Below are 15,549 nucleotides of genomic sequence, written 5' to 3'. Positions count from 1 at the left end.
GTCCGGCAGGCATCCTTACCCGCATGGGTGAACGCAAGCGGGCCGAGGCGGCCGTCGCGCTGGGACGGTGGGTCGAGCCCGGGGAGGTCGTGGCGCGCGGTCGGGACCTGCGGGCCGCGGTCGGCCACGAGGCGCACCGGGAGCTGGCGCTCGCGCCGGACCGGCCGTCCGTGGTCGAGTTCGTGCACGCCTCGAACGAGGGCCGGCTGCCCGGCCTGGTGCCGTTGCGGGTCGGCCGGATGCTCGCCTCGCCGTTCGCGTTCTTCCGCGGCAGCGCCGGCCTGATGGCGGGCGACCTGGCGGTCGGGGCGCGCAGCGGGCTCCAGGCGCAGCTCTGCGGCGACGCGCACGCCGCGAACTTCGGCCTCTACGGCACGCCCGAGGGGCGGATCGTCATGGACGTCAACGACTTCGACGAGACCCTGCCCGGACCGTGGGAGTGGGACCTCAAGCGGCTGGCGACGTCGCTGGTGCTGGCCGGCCGGGAGGGCGGCGTGTCGGACAAGGGCTGCCGCGACGCGGCGTCCGACGCGGTGCGCGCCTACCGCGGCGCGGCCCGGCGGCTGGCGGAGATGCCGTTCCTGGACTCGTGGAGCGCGCTCGGCGACGAGTCGGTGCTGTCCAAGGCCAAGGCGGACGACCTGTCGGACGACTTCGCCAGGGCCGCGGCCAAGGCGCGCCGCAACACCAGCGCCCGGGTCGCGGCGAAGTGGACGCGCCGCGAGGGCGAGCACATCCGGTTCGTGCCGGACCCGCCCGTGCTGTCCCGGATCCCCGCGGAGGAGGCGCGGTCGGTCGTCGCCGCACTGCCGTCCTATGTGGACACGTTGCGCGAGTCGCGGTACAACCTGATCATGCGCTACAGCGTGTCGGACGTGGCGTTCCGCGTGGTCGGCACGGGCAGCGTGGGCCTGCGCAACTACCTCGTGCTGCTGCACGGCAACGGCGACGAGGCGCTGGTGCTGCAGGTGAAGGAGGCGCGGCCGTCGGCGTTGGCGCCGTTCCTGGGCACGGGCCCGGTCAAGCACGAGGGCAAGCGGATCGTGCACGGCGCGCGGCTGGTGCAGGCGGAGACCGACATCCTGCTCGGCTGGACCACGATCGACCGGCGGCACTACATCGTCCGGCAGTTCCGCAACCGCAAGGGTGAGATCGACGCGACCACGCTGAAGCGGGACGCCCTGGACGACTACGGCCGGCTCGCGGGCGCGCTGCTGGCCCGCGCGCACAGCCGGTCGCTGGACCCGAGGCTGCTGGCCGGGTACTGCGCGGGCGGCGAGGAGCTGGACTCCGCGATCGCCCGCTACGCGCTGGACTACGCCGACCGCACGTGCGCCGACCACGAGGAGCTGGTCGCCGCGGTCGGGTCGGGCCGGCTGCCCGCCGAGCGCGAATGACCCGTCCCGCCACCGGGTCGTGGGCGTCCGCGGGGTGGTTGTACCGCGTCCGGGTGAACACCAGGCGGTGCCGGGGCGGCGGCGGAGGGCTAAGTTGGTTCGGGTGGACTCCGTTGGGCTGGACTGGATCGGGCTGATCAGGCACGGGGAGAGCACCGGGAACGTGGCGCGGGAGGCCGCGGAGTCGGCCGGCCACGACGTCATCGACCTGGCGCGGCGCGACGCGGACGTGCCGCTGTCGGGCGAGGGGCTGCGGCAGGGCCGCGCGCTCGGCCGGTGGTTCGCGGCGCTGCCCCGCGAGCAGTGGCCGGACCTGGTGGTGTGCTCCCCGTACAAGAGGGCGATCGACACCGCGCGGCTGGCGCTGGGCACGCACCCCCGGGCGCGGGTGGACGAGCGGCTGCGGGACCGGGAGCTGGGCGTGCTGGACCTGCTGACCACGCACGGCGTGGCGCGGCGACACCCCGAGGAGCGGGAGCGGGAGCGGCGGCTGGGCAAGTTCTACTACCGGCCGCCGGGCGGCGAGTCGTGGGCGGACGTGGCGTTGCGGCTGCGGTCGCTGCTGCGCGACCTCGACGGCCGCCGGGTGCTGCTGTTCGGGCACGAGCTGCAGGTCCACCTGCTGCGCTACCTGCTGGAGGCCCTGCCGGAGCCGGACCTGGCGGCGTTCGCGCGCAACTCGGCGGTGCCCAACGCCTCGCTCACGTCGTGGCGGCGCGAGGACGGCGCGTGGGTGCTGGAGCGCGAGTGCGAGACGGCCCACCTGCTCGAGCAGGGCGTCGAGCCGACACGGCCCCGCGACGCGGCCACCAGGACACCGGAGCCGAGCGGCCGGTAGCCGGCCCGCCCGCGACGGCCGGCCCCTACCTGGCCCGCTTCACCCGCGTCTCGTCCCACACCGGCTCGTCCACCTCGACCACCTCGCCGTCGGAGCGGAACAGCAGGAACCGGTCGAAGCCGCGGGCGAACCAGCGGTCGTGGGTGACCGCCACGACGGTGCCGGTGAACCCCTCCAGCGCCTCCTGCAACGCCTCGGCCGAGTTCAGGTCGAGGTTGTCGGTCGGCTCGTCCAGCAGCAGCAGCGTCGCGCCGGACAGCTCCAGCAGCAGCACCTGGAACCGCGCCTGCTGCCCGCCGGACAGCGTCTCGAACCGCTGGTCGCCCTGCTTGCCGAGCCCGTACCGGCTGAGCACGGCCATCGCCGCGCCGCGGTCGCGGCCCGCGCGGCCGTCCTCGCCGTGCCACAGGATGTCGACCAGCGTGCGGCCGATCCACTCCGGGTGCTGGTGGGTCTGCGCGAACAGGCCGGGCACGACCCGCGCGCCGAGCCGGCACACGCCGGTGTGCGCGACGTCGCCGCCGCCGAGCAGCCGCAGGAAGTGGCTCTTGCCGGAGCCGTTCGAGCCCAGCACGGCCACCCTGTCCTCGAAGAACACCTCCACGTCGAACGGCTTCATCAGGCCGGTCAGCTCGAGGTTCCGGCACGTGACGGCCCGCACGCCGGTGCGGCCGCCGCGCAGCCGCGGCGCGACCTTCTCGTCGGTCGGCAGCTCGGGCGGCGGCCCGGCCTCCTCGAACCGCTCCAGCTTCGCCCGCATGACCCGGTACTTCGCGGCCATCACCTCGCTGATCCGGGCCTGGACCTGGAGGGTGCGGACCAGCTCCTTGAGGTGGTCGTGCTCCTCGTTCCAGCGCCGGTGCAGGTCGGCGAGGCGGTCGATCCGGGCGGCGCGGGCGGCGTGCCAGGTGCCGAACGAGCCCGCGTGCGTCCACGCCGTGCGCGCCTCCACCGTGACGACGTGCGTGGCGGCGACGTCGAGCAGCTCCCGGTCGTGGCTGACCAGCAGCACGGCCTTGCCGGTCTCGCGCAGCCGGTCCTCCAGCCACCGCTTGCCCGGCACGTCGAGGTAGTTGTCCGGCTCGTCCAGCAGCAGCACCTGCTCCGGCCCGCGCAGCAGCGCTTCCAGGACCAGCCGCTTCTGCTCGCCGCCGGACAGGGTGCGCACCTCGCGGAACCGGGCCCGGTCGAACGGCACGCCCAGCGCGGCGACCGTCACCGTGTCCCACAGCACCTCGGCGTCGTAGCCGCCGACCTCGCCCCACGCGGTGATCGCGTCGGCGTAGCGCATCTGGGTCGGCTCGTCGTCGGTCTCCATGAGCCGCAGCTCGACCTCGTCCAGCGCGCGGGCGGCGTCGCGCAGCGGCGCGGGCGAGGCGGCCAGCAGCAGGTCGCGGACGGTGCTGTCGTCCCGGACGGAGCCGACGAACTGCGGCATCACGCCCAGCCCGCCCTGCACGCGGACGCTGCCCGCGGCGGGCGCCAGCTCGTTCGACAGGATGCGCAGCAGCGTGGTCTTGCCGACGCCGTTCGCGCCGACCAGGGCGACCACGGTGTTCGCGCCGACCTTGAACGACACGTCGCGGAACAGCTCACGGCCGTCGGGCAGGCGGAAGGCGAGGCCGTTCGCGTCCAGGAATCCCACCCGCGCATGGTGGGCGATGACCGGCGCCCGTGGCCAGCGGATTACGCCGGACCCCCGATCCGCCCGCGGATGAGCACGCGGCGGTCGACGGGTCCGGCGGGAACGGCTACGCCGTGACGGCGTGCGCGGGCAGCCGCACGGCCCGGGTGGGCCCCGCTCGCCGCGGACCGTGCGGGAGCACGCTCAACGCAACGTGTAGCCCCGCATCAGCAGGACGAGCGCGCCGAACCCCAGGGAGGCCAGGGCGGGGCCGAACGCGCCGAGGAACAACAGGATCACGCCCAACGCCGTGAAGGTGGCCACGATGGCGTAGTTGAGCACCGGGTGCCGGGGCTTCCCGGCGACGAGCGCCGAGGCCAGGCCCGGCTCCTCGTCCGCGAGTCTGCTCTCGATCTCACTGAGGGTGCGGCGTTCCGCTTCGCTCATCACGGCCGAGGGATACCCGACGGCCCCCGGGCAAAACCACCCCCGCACGGGGGTTGACCAGGTAAGATCAACGCGAGAGGGCGACCAGCCGGGATACCGCCCGGAGGTACTTCTTGCGGTACCCGCCGCGCAGCATCTCGGCCGTGAACAGCTCCGAGAGCGGCTCCCCGGACACCGCCACCGGGATGTCCCGGTCGTAGAGCCGGTCGCCGAGCGCGACGAGCCGCAGCGCCACCGCCTGGTCGGGCGCGGGCCGCACGTGGCGCAGGTGCACCGCGGTCACCCCGTCCACGAGCCGGCCGTAGCCGGACGGGTGGATGCGGGCCAGCGCGGCGCACAGGTCGCCGAAGTCGTCCAGCGTGCCGCCCGGCGTGCCCTGCGCCTTGGCCACCAGGTCCTCGTCGGGCAGCGGCGGCGGGGCGTCCGGCAGGCCGCGGTGGCGGTAGTCGGGCCCGTCGACCCGGACCACGGTGAACTTCGCCGACATCGACTGGATCTCGCGCAGGAAGTCCGCGGCGGCGAACCGACCCTCGCCGAGCTTGTCGGGCAGCGTGTTCGACGTCGCCGCGACCGCCACGCCCGCCGCGGTCAGCTCCTTGATCAGGCGGGTGACCAGCATCGTGTCGCCGGGGTCGTCCAGCTCGAACTCGTCGATCGCGAGCAGCCGGTGCGTCGACAGCCGGCGCACCGTCTCGCCGAAGCCGAGCGCGCCCACCAGGTTGGTCAGCTCGACGAACGTGCCGTAGGACTTCGGGCCGGGCACGGCGTGCCACAGCGAGGCCAGCAGGTGGGTCTTGCCGACGCCGAAGCCGCCGTCGAGGTAGAGGCCGGGCTTGGCGTCGTCCCGGGACGACCGCCTGAACAGCCGGCCGAGCACGCCCCGGCCGCCGCCCTCGGACACCCGTTCGGCGAACTCGCGGCACGCCCGCACCGCGGCCTCCTGGCTCGGCTCGTCCGGGTTGGGCAGGTAGGTGTCGAAGCGGACCCCGTCGAACCGCGGCGGGGGGACCATCGCGTCCACCAGCTCGTCCGCGGCGACGTGCGGGGTTCGGTCGGACAGGCGCGGAGGGGCGGACATGACCGGATCGTAACGGCGTGCTGGGATGTGGCGGTGCGGATGTTGTGGCCACCACGTGACGGCGAGATCACCGACGACGAGCTGGAGCGGCTCTACGACTACCCCCGGGACCTGGACCGGCCCTGGGTGCAGGTCAACTTCGTGTCCAGCGTGGACGGTGCGGTGTCGGTGGCCGGCCGGTCCGAGGGGCTGGGCAACGACGCCGACCGCAAGGTGTTCATGCTCGGCCGCGACCTGTGCGACGTGGTGCTGGTCGGCGCGGGCACGGTCCTGGTCGAGGGCTACCAGGGCGTCAAGGCGGGCGAGGTGCGCGCGTCGCGGCGGGCCAGGCTGGGGCTCGCGCCCGTGCCGCCGATCGCGGTGGTGACCGGCCGCTGCTCCATCGCGCCGACGTCCCCGCTGCTGACCGGCACCTCCGTGCCGCCGATCATCCTCACCACGCGGGCCGCGCCGAAGGAGCGGCGCGACGCGCTGGCGGCGGCCGGCGCGGACGTGGTCGTGGCCGGCGAGGAGACCGTGGCCATGGACCTCGCGCTGGCGGCGCTGGACGAGCGCGGGCTGCGCCGGGTCGACTGCGAGGGCGGGCCGCACGTGTTCGGCGCGCTGATCGACGCCGACCTGGTGGACGTGCTGTGCGTGACGTTCTCGCCGCTGCTCGCGGGCGGTGACGCCGGGCGGATCGCGGTCGGGCCGCTGCCGCCGGCGCCGCGGTCGTTGGCGCTGGACTCCGTGCTGCACCACGAGAGCGCGCTCCTCCTGCGGTACCGGAAGGTGACGCCTGATCCGGTGACACAGAGCACATCGCCGGCCTGATCCCGATACGGTCCGCACCCGAACGGACACGCACCGATTCGGGAGGCTTCGCCGTGGCTGAGAACACCGCCGTCAAGCCGGACACCGGCGCCGCGCGCCCGGCCGGCGACACCGAGCAGGGCCGGACCACGATCGCGTCGTCGGTCGTGCAGAAGGTCGCGGGCATCGCGGCGCGGGAGATCTCCGGCGTGCACGCCGTCGGCGGCGGCGTGTCGCGGGCGTTCGGCGCGCTGCGCGAGCGGATCCCCGGCGCGGGCACGGCGAGCACCGCCGGCGTGGCCGTCGAGGTGGGCGAGAAGCAGGCCGCGGTGGACCTGGACATCATCGTGGAGTACGGCGCGAGCATCGTGGACCTCGCGCGGGCCGTGCGGCGCAACGTGATCGGGCAGGTCGAGCGGATGACCGGGCTGGAGGTCATCGAGGTGAACATCGCGGTCAACGACATCCACCTGCCCGAGGACGACGAGGAGAACCAGCCGACGACCGGGTCGCGGGTCGAGTGACGGACGTGGCGGAGGACGTCGAGGCGGCCGTGCTGGCCCACCCGGACGTGGCGCGGCTGGACGGCGCGATCGCCTCCTACCTGCCGGGGCGGCGCGTGGACGGGGTCCGGGTCGGCGACCGGGTGGAGCTGGCCGTGGTGCTGCGCCCCGACCGGCCGGTCGGCGAGGTGGTGTCGGAGCTGCGGGCGCTGGTGGCGGGGGTGGCGGGCGCCGCGCCGGTGGACGTCGTGGTGGCCGACCTGGAGTGGGAGTGCACATGAGCGCAACGCAGACCGGCCTGCTCGCGGGGCTCGTCCTGGGCGTGGCCGCGACCGGCGGGTTCACCGCGTTCCTGGTGACCCTGGCCGTCGGCGTGATCGGGCTGGTCGTCGGCCGGGTCCTCGACGGGCGGCTCGACCTGGGCGACCTGCTCGGCCGGGGCCGCGACAAGTGACCCGGGCCGAGGACGCGCGGGGCGCGCTGGAGATTCACCCGACCGTGGTGCGGAAGGTGGCCGCGCACGCGATCCGGCTGGTGCCGGGCGCGGAGCCGAGCGCGGCGGTGAAGGTCGGCGAGGACGAGCGCGACCTGGAGCTGGTGGTGCGGCTGGCGCTGCGCTACCCGGCGCCGGTCCGCGCCGCCGCCGCGGACGTCCGGCGGCGCGTCACCGAGGAGGTCGAGCGGATCACCGGCCACCGGGTCCGGTCGGTCGCCGTGACGGTGTCCGCGCTGCGCGCCGACACCCGGCCGCGGGTGGTGTAGGTGCGGGTCCTGCTGCGCGTGGTGTCGCCGTTGCTCGGGCTGGCGCTGGCCGCCGCGGGCGTGGTGGTGGTCGTCGCCGTCGCCCGGCACTGGGCCGGGCCCGCCTGGCCGGACCGGCCGGCCTGGCTGACGCCGCCGTCCTGGCCGGACTGGTCGTGGGCCGATCGGCCGGTGCTGCCGATCGGCGCGGGACTGGCGCTCGGCGGGCTGGTGCTGCTGCTCCTGGCGGTGCGGGCGGGGGTGTCGCAGGTGCCGTTGGACGACCCGGCCGACGACGTGCGGGTGGTGACGACGCCCGCGTCGCTGGCCCGCGTGGTCGGGCACCGGGTGCGGGCCGAGGAGGGCGTGGCCGACGCGTCGGTGACCGCGTCGCGGCGCCGGGTGCGGGTCCGGGCGACCAGCCGGACGCACGACGAGGCGACGTTGCGGCCCCGGCTGCTGGAGGTGGCCGAGGCCGCCGTCGCGGACCTGCCGCTGCCCACGCGGCCGAAGGTGTCGGTCGTCGTCCTGTCGCCGAAGGACCGCCCGTGAACCGCTCGAACCGCGTCGAACGGGTGTTGGCGGGCGTGCTCGGCGCGCTCGCGCTGCTGGTCGGCGGCGCGGCCGTGGTGCTGCACCGCTTCGCCGTGGACCGGCCGGTGCTCGACCCGGTGGTGCTCGACTGGGCGCGCCGCCACCTGCTGCCCGTCCGGCTCGGGCTGCTCGCGCTCGGCGTGCTGGCCGTGGTCCTCGGGCTGTGGTGGGCGTGGCGCGCGATCCGCCCGGAGCGGCACCCGGACGTGCTGCTGGACGACGTCGTCGTCACCGCCAAGGCGCTCGCGGCGGCGGTGCGGGCCGACGCCGAGCAGGTCGCCGGCGTGACCGGGGCGAAGGTGGCGGTGGTGGGCACGCCCGCGTTGCGGCTGCGGCTCACCCTGCGGCACGGCGCGGACCTCGCCCGCGCGTGGCGGGAGCTGGACGACCGGGTGCTGGCCCGCGCGCGGGCCGCGCTCGGCGTCGAGGCGCTGCCGACGGCGGTGCGGCTCGAACTGGCCAAGAGGGAGCGCCATCGCGTGCGGTAGCCCGCGCCACCAGGCAGGATGGCCGGGTGGCGCTCCCGTTGACCCCTCCCGTGCAGCCGATGCTGGCCACCGCGGTGGACACCATCCCGACCGGCGCGGACCTCGTGTTCGAGCCGAAGTGGGACGGCTACCGCTGCCTGGTGTTCCGCGACGGCGACGAGGTGTTCCTCCAGTCCCGCAGCGGCAAGCCGCTCAACCGGTACTTCCCGGAGGCGGAGGCCGCGCTGCGGCGCACGCTGCCGCCCCGGATCGTGGTGGACGGCGAGCTGGTGGTGGCCAAGGACGGCAAGCTGGACTTCGACGCGCTGTCCGAGCGCATCCACCCGGCGGAGAGCCGCGTGCGGCTGCTGGCCGAGCAGACGCCCGCCGGGTTCGTGGCGTTCGACGTGCTGGCCGTGGGCGACGACCTGCTGCTGGAGCGGCCCTGCACGGAGCGCCGGGCGACGCTGGAAACCCTGGTCACGCCCGGCGACGGCCTCTACCTCACGCCCGCGACCACCGACGGCGGCCTGGCCGCGCAGTGGTTCGAGCTGTTCGAGGGCGCGGGCCTGGACGGCGTCATCGGCAAGCCGGCCGGCGGCTGGTACACGCCCGGCAAGCGCACCATGGTCAAGGTCAAGCACGCCCGCACCGCCGACTGCGTGGTGGCGGGCCTGCGCTGGCACAAGGACACCGAGCCCGGCACGGCGGTCGGCTCGCTGCTGCTCGGCCTGCACGACGACGCGGGCGTGCTGCACCACGTCGGCGTGGTGGGCTCGTTCAAGGCGGCCGAGCGGCGGGCGCTGGCCGCGGAGCTGGCGGACCTGATCACCTCCGACGACCACCCGTGGCTGGTGGAGCCGGACGGCCGCCGCCTGCCCGGCGAGATCAACCGGTGGCGCGGCAAGCACGCCGACTGGGTGCCGCTGCGGCCGGAACGGGTGCTGGAGATCGCCTACTCGCAGACCGAGGGCGGCGCGCCCGCCCGGCTGCGCCACAACGGCCAGTTCCGCCGGTGGCGGCCCGACCGGGACCCGGCGTCGTGCCGCTACGACCAGCTCGACCAGCCCGCGCGCTACGACGTGGAATCGGTGCTGCGCGGCGAAGTCCGCCCCGCGTGACCGCCCGGGTCGGTACCGTCGTCGGCTGTGGCTGAAGTGGCTGAGGTCGACGTCCTGGTCCGGGAACTCGACGACCGCATGCGGCAGGACTGCCGCCGGCTGTCGATGTGGCGCGTGGTGCACCGCTCCACGGGGCTGTTCTACACCGTCGTGCTGATCTTCGTGCCCGCCGTGCTCGCGGTGGGCTTCACGTCGTCGGAGACACCTCTGGGCAAGGTGCTGCTGCTCACCGCGGCCGTCGTCGGCGGGTTGAACGTGACGTTCCGGCCCTACCTGCACAGCCTGAAGCGGCGCAGCGCGGTCAACACCATGCGGCGGCTGCGCGACGAGTTCCGCGCCGACGTGGCCGCCGCCGTCGAGGGCGAGGTGCTGGCCGTCTACCGCAGGTACTCGGCCGCCTACGCGACGCTCTTCGAGCAGCGCGGCGGCGAGCTGGTGGACGGGCGGCTCAGCGCCGACGAACCGCCGGCCGACCGCGCCGCCAAGCCCTAGCGCTCACACCTCCGGTTTCCCGGTCCGGGTGGCCCCGACCGACGCGAGCACCACGCAGAACACCGCCGCCCACTGCGCCGGGTGCAGCGCCTCGCGCAGCAGCACCAGCCCGGCCAGCGCCGCGACCGCGGGCTCCAGGCTCATCAGGATGCCGAACACGCGCGGCGGGATGCTGCGCAGCGCCTCCAGCTCCAGCGAGTACGGGATCACCGACGACAGCAGCGCCACCGCGCCGCCCGCGATCAGCACCGCCGGGTCGAGCAGCACCGCGCCCGCCTCGGCCACGCCGAACGGCAGCGCGACCAGCGCGCCCACCACCATCGCGAGCGCCAGGCCCTTGCCGTCGGACGTGCGGCTGCCCAGCGCCGCGGTCAGCAGGATGTAGCCCGCCCAGCACACCGCCGCGCCCAGCGCGAACAGCACGCCCGGCAGCGCCAGGCCGCCGTCCACCCTGGTCAGCAGCAGCACGCCGGCCGCCGCGAGCAGCGCCCACACCCCGTCCAGCCAGCGCCGCGACCCCAGCACGGCCACCGCCAGCGGCCCGAGGAACTCGATCGTGACCGCCGCGCCCAGCGGGATGTGCTTGATCGCCTGGTAGAAGCTCAGGTTCATCGCGCCGAGCACCAGCCCGTAGCCGAGGACCACCGCGTACGTCCGCCGGTCCAGGCGCAGCGACGGGCGCCACACCACCACCAGGACGACGGCGGCCAGCACGAGCCGCAGCGTGACCGTGCCCGCGGCCCCCGCGAGGGTGAACAACTGCTTCGCCACCGCCGCGCCGACCTGCACGCTGATCACGCCCAGCAGCACCAGCGCGGGTGGGGGGATCGCGCCGAACGCCCTGGCGGCGAGCGCGACCGGCGCGGAACGGCGGAGCCTGCGTTCGGGGATGCCCTCGACGTGCACGGTGACCACGCCGACATCCTCCCCCAGCCCGCTCACCGAAGTCTCACCTGGACTGTGTGAGGCTCTGCACCAACCCATCGGGAGACCAACGCCGTGGGAGAGAGCGAGGGGAACGCCGTGCCGCGTCGGCGTCACGCCACTTGGATGCTGGTGGCCCTGAGCGCGCTGGCCGCGTGCAGCGCGGGTCCGTCGACCCGCCCGGTGATCGCCGTGCACGGCGACGGCGGCGAGCCGTCGGTCGCCGCCACCCCCTCCGGTCCCCGCGACGTGCCGCCGTTGGAGAGCTACGAGACGCCCGGCCTGTCGTGGTCGACGTGCACCGATTCCGCGCGGGCGCGGATGCGCGGCGCCGCGCCGGCGGGCGACTGGGAGTACGAGTGCGCGCGGCTGACCGTGCGGCTGGACGTGCCGAGCCGGCCGGGGCGGGGCAGCCTGGGGATGTCGTTGCTGCGCGTGGGCACCGGCGGCAGCCCGTTGGTGGTGGTCGGCGAGGCCGGCGGCGAGCCGGGCACGGTGAAGGCGGCGCGGCTGGCGGCGAGCCTGCCCCCGTCGGTGCTGAGCACGTTCACGCTGATCGGCGTGGACCGGCGGGGCACGGGCGAGTCGGACCCGGTGCAGTGCGTGCCGGACGCGGCGCGGATCGGGATCGTGGAGGCCGACCCGGGCGCGGAGTCGCACGAGGAGCTGGCCGACGCGTACACGCTGGCCAGCCGCGAGTGCGTGCTCGACCTGGAGAACCGGTTGCCGGCGGTGGACTCGTGGCGGGCGTCGGCGGACCTGGAGCAGTTGCGCGAGGCGTTGGGCGTGCCGCACCTGAACGCGATCGGGATCGGCGAGGGCGCGCGGGTGCTGACCCTGTACGCGAGCCGGTTCCCGGACCGCATCGGGCGGATGGTGTTCGACGGCGCGCCGGACCCGACGTTGGACGTGGCGGCGGTGGCGGAGACGCGGGCGGTGGCGGCCGAGGAGGCGTTCTCGGCGTTCCAGAAGGACTGCGTGATCCGCGCGTGCCCGCTCGGGGCGGGGGCGACGGACCGGTACCGGGCGCTGGTGGAGTCGTTGCGGGACCGGCCGTTGCGCGGGGCGGTGTTCGACGTGACGCCGGGGACGGCGGCGGAGGCGGTGCTGGCGGGGTTGGCCGACCGGAACCGGTGGCCGGCGCTGGCGGAGGCGATCGTGGCCGCGGAGGGCGGCGACGGCGCCAAGCTGGCCGCCTTCGTCGAGCCGCTGCTGGTCGGGCGGGAGGACGACCCGGCGCGCCTGGACGCGGGCCTCATCACCGGCTGCAACGACACGACGACCCGCATCCCACCCGAGCGGGTGATCGGGATGACGGAGGACTGGCGCACCAAGCACCCGCTGTTCGGCGCGTACTTCGCGCGCCAACTGCTGGCGTGCGGCCCCTTCCCCGTGCCGCAGGCGGTGAAGGCCCCGAAGCTGACGAGCGCGCCGCCGATGCTCGTGCTGACGACGGCGTCCGACCCCGTCACGCCTCGGGAGGGCGGTGAGCGGGCGGCGCAGGCGCTGCCGGCGGGGGTCGTGGTGGCGTGGCAGGGTGGGGGGCACGGCGCGCTCGGCCAGTCGGCGTGCGCGACGAAGGCGGCGGAGGAGTTCTTGGTGAGTGCGAAGGTGCCGACCAACGGCACTTCGTGCCCGCCGTGATGTCCGGGTTGCCCGTTTTGCCGGGTGTGTCCACACACGATCGGGTGATCATGGCCCGAAAATGTACGGAAACACTGTTACCACACCTCGGTTGAAAACCAGCGGAGCCCTCGACCACCCCCGACCGCCCGAACCCACCCAGCCCCCAGCCCCCTGCCACACCCCTCCACCCGACTCCACCCCGCCGCCCGCCGACCCTGGACATCGGACCACCACCCGACCACGAACCACCGCCCGCCCGCCACCTGGCCTCCCCCACCTGACCGCCCACCAACACCCGACCCCTGGCACCCCGCCCACCCGCACCCCGCCCACCCGTACCCCGTCCGCCGCCCCGGACAGCCGGCACTCGACAGCCGGGCGGACCGTCCGGCCGACGGCACCCTCGCCCCGACCGCCAGCCCTCGGCCCGCGACCGGCCGCGTCGGGATGGGACGCGTCGGGAGGGGATCCGGTTCGGAGTCGACGCGTCACGCGGCCGCGTCGGAGGCACGGCACCGCGTCGGCGTCGTCGGCGTCGGCGGTGGTGCGGGCAGGGTGAGTCGCTGCGGCTGTGGCCGTGGCGCGCGGCGGGGCCCGGCAAGGTGGGGCTGCGGCGGCTTGGCGCGGGAGGTCGCGGTCGGGATGGGGGCCGGTCTGCGACGAATGGGCCAGGCGTGGATTGCGATGCGGCGCGCCGTGACGGCAAGGCATCCGGTTGTCGTGACGGCGCGTGGATCAGGTCGGCGCGGACCGGGATGCGTTGCGGTGGCGGGATTGTGTGGCGGGGTGGGGGCAGGGCGGCCGCAGGGTCAGGGCGGCGTGGGGTGGTGAAGGGGGTGCGGGGGTGTGATGCCCGGACCCCGGCTCGCTGGGGCGGCCGGGGTCGGGGGTTGCGGGATTGGCGGGATGGGTCAGCAGCTCGAGCAGCAGCCGCAGCCGGGGCCGGTGCAGCCGGTGCAGCAGCCGCAGCTGCCGAGCTGGGCTTGCTCCGCTGTCGTGATCTCAACAACCATCTTTGCCTCCGCGGCGTCGAGCGAGTTCGTGCGACCGAAGGTATTTCGCCCCCACGGTCCGCCCCTACCGCCGGCCAGGGGAAGTACCCTCACCCGATCGCGGAACGGCAATCATCAAGACGTTGCAATACGTGTTCTCGCCTGGTCAGCGACCGGTCCGCGCGCGATTCGCCCACGGCCGGCGTCGACGGCCCGCGCACGGCAGACCAACGGCAGACCAACGGCCGGCAGCAGCCCGCCAAGAGCCGGCCGACGGCCCGCCAAAACCCCACCAGGCCGGCCGGCAGCCCGCGCACGGCCGACCAACAGTCGGCCAGGCCGGCAACCCACGCGGGGCGATCGACAGCGCACCGATGGCCGGCCGACGGTCGGCGGCAGTCCGCTCGCGGTCGGTCAGCCCGTCAGCTCGTCCAAGGCCCGCTGCGCCGCCTCCAACTCGGCCCGCAGCTGCTCGACCCGCGCCAGGTGCCGTTCCCGCGCCGCGCTGAGCACGCTCTCCACCGCCTCGTCCACCTCCGCCGGCAACAGCTTCGCCGCCTGCGCCACGGCCGACGCCGCCACCGGCGCGGCCTTCAGCGTGCGCTTGGACCCCCACTGCACGTCGACCGTCCACTCGCCGTCCGCGGACGACGCGAGGGTCACCGTCACCTCCGCCGGCTTGGCCTGCTTGCGCGGAGCCGGTTTGCGCTCAGCCGAAGCGGGAGCAGGAGCCGAAGCGGACGCCGGAGCCGGTGCGGGCTTCGGCTTCGGCGGAGCGGGCGCGGGGCCGGGCGTGTAGATGTGCTCGACGGGAGCGGGCGCGGGCGGGGCGGGAGTCGGGGCGGGGGCCGGGGTGCGCTTGCGCGGCGCGGGCTTCTCCACCGTCAGCTCGGCCGGCGAGAACGACAGGTCGTCCTTGTCCCCCGTCGGCCGCACCTGGATGAAGTCGCCCTCGGCGGGCTCGGTGAACGCCACCACCTTCCCCGAACGCCCGGCTTCCACCCCGACCGCGGCGGAGGTGAACCAGACCGCGGCCGGCCGCCCCGCGGCCAGTTCCGCGCGCAGCTGGTCGATGTCCTCCGCGGACAACGAGTTCTGCTTGGCCTTCGCCATCTCCTACCTCCACGACACCGCTCGCACAAGATCCGTCGGGTGCAGCTTGCCCTATCGCACCGACAATTCCGCGAGCTGCCGGTCGTGCGCCCGCCCGAGCGCCCACTGCGCGACGACCGAGCCGACCAGCGCGAGCAGCATGTCCCAGTGCGTGTCCCACACGTCCCCTTGCGTGCCGAGGAAATCGGTCGCCGACTCGCCGCCGACCACCGCGCCCGCCCACTCGACGAACTCGTAGCCGGCGCTGATCGCCAGGCACGTCGCCGACACGAGGAAGAACGTCCACCGGCCCGGCCGCAGCGGCGTGCGGCGCAGCAGGACCTCCCGCACCAGCACCGCGGGCACGAACCCCTGCACGACGTGCGCGAACCGGTCGTAGTGGTTGCGGTCGGTCCACGGCAGCTCGCCCAGCGGCACCTCGGCGTAGGTGTAGTGGCCGCCGAGCGCCAGCACCAGCGCGTGCCCGAAGACCAGCCAGTAGGCGAGCCGGGTCAGCGGGAAGCGGCGGCGGGTCCAGGCCAGCAGCGGCAGGGCGATCAGGATCGGCGCGACCTCCAGCAGCCACGTGACGTGGCTCTTGGGCCGGATGGCCGACACCGCGACCGCCACCACGACCAGTGCGGCGAGCGCGACCGGCAGGCGGTCCCCGGGTTTCACCCCGCGCATCCTGCCACCGGCGCACGTCGCGCGCATCCGTCCACTGTGGACGGGGGGGGGGGGGGGGGGGCCCCCCCCCCCCCCGGGGAGATCGGGGGTGCGGTGGGGGCGCCCGAGCGGCCCCCCGGTTAGCCGGTGCGCCC

At 75.0% G+C, this 15,549-nt stretch carries 18 protein-coding genes; 12 read left to right on the top strand and 6 right to left on the bottom strand.

Features of this window, described 5'->3' with window-relative positions:
- Positions 1 to 23 precede the first annotated feature (23 nt).
- A complete protein-coding gene (locus tag ACFXGA_RS07990) occupies positions 24 to 1,397 on the top strand; it encodes a DUF2252 domain-containing protein (protein WP_378085374.1) in 1,374 nt (457 codons plus the stop codon).
- A gap of 103 nt (positions 1,398 to 1,500) precedes the next feature.
- Positions 1,501 to 2,235: a histidine phosphatase family protein gene (locus ACFXGA_RS07985; RefSeq protein WP_378085372.1), complete on the top strand. Its 735-nt coding sequence runs from the start codon at positions 1,501 to 1,503 to the stop codon at positions 2,233 to 2,235.
- Between the two features lie 25 nt (positions 2,236 to 2,260).
- On the opposite strand, the gene ACFXGA_RS07980 is transcribed toward ACFXGA_RS07985, so the two are convergent.
- The 3 genes from ACFXGA_RS07980 to zapE form a co-directional block, all read right to left on the bottom strand.
- Positions 2,261 to 3,880 (bottom strand): ABC-F family ATP-binding cassette domain-containing protein, encoded by a 1,620-nt coding sequence (locus tag ACFXGA_RS07980; RefSeq protein WP_378085370.1) that lies wholly within the window; start codon positions 3,878 to 3,880, stop codon positions 2,261 to 2,263.
- Positions 3,881 to 4,063: 183 nt separating this feature from the next.
- Entirely contained in the window at positions 4,064 to 4,306 is a 243-nt protein-coding gene (locus tag ACFXGA_RS07975; RefSeq protein ID WP_378085368.1) for a DUF3040 domain-containing protein, read from the bottom strand.
- A 67-nt stretch (positions 4,307 to 4,373) separates the two neighbouring features.
- Positions 4,374 to 5,384 (bottom strand): cell division protein ZapE, encoded by a 1,011-nt coding sequence (gene zapE / locus ACFXGA_RS07970; protein WP_378085366.1) that lies wholly within the window; start codon positions 5,382 to 5,384, stop codon positions 4,374 to 4,376.
- 39 nt (positions 5,385 to 5,423) lie between these two features.
- On the opposite strand from zapE, the gene ACFXGA_RS07965 reads away from it, so the two are divergent.
- The 9 genes from ACFXGA_RS07965 to ACFXGA_RS07925 are packed head-to-tail and all read left to right on the top strand — an operon-like array spanning position 5,424 to position 10,094.
- Positions 5,424 to 6,197 (top strand): pyrimidine reductase family protein, encoded by a 774-nt coding sequence (locus ACFXGA_RS07965; RefSeq protein ID WP_378085410.1) that lies wholly within the window; start codon positions 5,424 to 5,426, stop codon positions 6,195 to 6,197.
- Between the two features lie 53 nt (positions 6,198 to 6,250).
- Positions 6,251 to 6,700: an Asp23/Gls24 family envelope stress response protein gene (locus tag ACFXGA_RS07960; RefSeq protein ID WP_378085364.1), complete on the top strand. Its 450-nt coding sequence runs from the start codon at positions 6,251 to 6,253 to the stop codon at positions 6,698 to 6,700.
- A gap of 5 nt (positions 6,701 to 6,705) precedes the next feature.
- Positions 6,706 to 6,960, top strand: coding sequence for a hypothetical protein (locus tag ACFXGA_RS07955; RefSeq protein WP_378085362.1), 255 nt, complete (start codon positions 6,706 to 6,708; stop codon positions 6,958 to 6,960).
- Entirely contained in the window at positions 6,957 to 7,133 is a 177-nt protein-coding gene (locus ACFXGA_RS07950) for a hypothetical protein (RefSeq protein WP_378085360.1), read from the top strand. The genes ACFXGA_RS07955 and ACFXGA_RS07950 overlap by 4 nt, the downstream gene beginning before the upstream one ends.
- The gene (locus ACFXGA_RS07945) at positions 7,130 to 7,441 is read left to right on the top strand and encodes an Asp23/Gls24 family envelope stress response protein (RefSeq protein ID WP_378085358.1); all 312 of its coding nucleotides are present in this window, start codon (positions 7,130 to 7,132) and stop codon (positions 7,439 to 7,441) included. The genes ACFXGA_RS07950 and ACFXGA_RS07945 overlap by 4 nt, the downstream gene beginning before the upstream one ends.
- A complete protein-coding gene (locus ACFXGA_RS07940) occupies positions 7,442 to 7,972 on the top strand; it encodes a DUF6286 domain-containing protein (protein ID WP_378085356.1) in 531 nt (176 codons plus the stop codon).
- The gene (locus tag ACFXGA_RS07935) at positions 7,969 to 8,502 is read left to right on the top strand and encodes an alkaline shock response membrane anchor protein AmaP (protein WP_378085354.1); all 534 of its coding nucleotides are present in this window, start codon (positions 7,969 to 7,971) and stop codon (positions 8,500 to 8,502) included. Before ACFXGA_RS07940 ends, ACFXGA_RS07935 begins: the two co-directional genes overlap by 4 nt.
- 26 nt (positions 8,503 to 8,528) lie before the next feature.
- Positions 8,529 to 9,602, top strand: coding sequence for an ATP-dependent DNA ligase (locus ACFXGA_RS07930; RefSeq protein ID WP_378085352.1), 1,074 nt, complete (start codon positions 8,529 to 8,531; stop codon positions 9,600 to 9,602).
- Positions 9,603 to 9,629: 27 nt separating this feature from the next.
- Positions 9,630 to 10,094 carry a hypothetical protein gene (locus tag ACFXGA_RS07925; protein WP_378085351.1) on the top strand — a complete coding sequence of 155 codons (465 nt, stop codon included), beginning with the start codon at positions 9,630 to 9,632 and terminating at the stop codon, positions 10,092 to 10,094.
- 3 nt (positions 10,095 to 10,097) lie between these two features.
- Here ACFXGA_RS07925 and ACFXGA_RS07920 read toward each other — a convergent pair whose 3' ends face one another.
- Positions 10,098 to 10,985, bottom strand: coding sequence for a DMT family transporter (locus tag ACFXGA_RS07920; protein WP_378085408.1), 888 nt, complete (start codon positions 10,983 to 10,985; stop codon positions 10,098 to 10,100).
- A 159-nt stretch (positions 10,986 to 11,144) separates the two neighbouring features.
- Here ACFXGA_RS07920 and ACFXGA_RS07915 point away from each other — a divergent pair, with 159 nt between their 5' ends.
- On the top strand, positions 11,145 to 12,662 hold the full coding sequence (locus ACFXGA_RS07915) for an alpha/beta hydrolase (RefSeq protein WP_378085349.1): 1,518 nt from the start codon (positions 11,145 to 11,147) through the stop codon (positions 12,660 to 12,662).
- Between the two features lie 1,388 nt (positions 12,663 to 14,050).
- Here ACFXGA_RS07915 and ACFXGA_RS07910 read toward each other — a convergent pair.
- Together ACFXGA_RS07910 and ACFXGA_RS07905 are read right to left on the bottom strand one after the other, a co-directional pair.
- On the bottom strand, positions 14,051 to 14,749 hold the full coding sequence (locus ACFXGA_RS07910; protein WP_378085347.1) for a DUF6319 family protein: 699 nt from the start codon (positions 14,747 to 14,749) through the stop codon (positions 14,051 to 14,053).
- A 51-nt stretch (positions 14,750 to 14,800) separates the two neighbouring features.
- Positions 14,801 to 15,406: a DUF2238 domain-containing protein gene (locus ACFXGA_RS07905; RefSeq protein ID WP_378085345.1), complete on the bottom strand. Its 606-nt coding sequence runs from the start codon at positions 15,404 to 15,406 to the stop codon at positions 14,801 to 14,803.
- Positions 15,407 to 15,549: the final 143 nt, after the last annotated feature.

It is taken from the genome of Actinosynnema sp. NPDC059335 (assembly GCF_042752395.1).
Taxonomy (GTDB): domain Bacteria; phylum Actinomycetota; class Actinomycetes; order Mycobacteriales; family Pseudonocardiaceae; genus Actinosynnema.
This window is presented reverse-complemented; position numbering and strand designations above follow the sequence as displayed.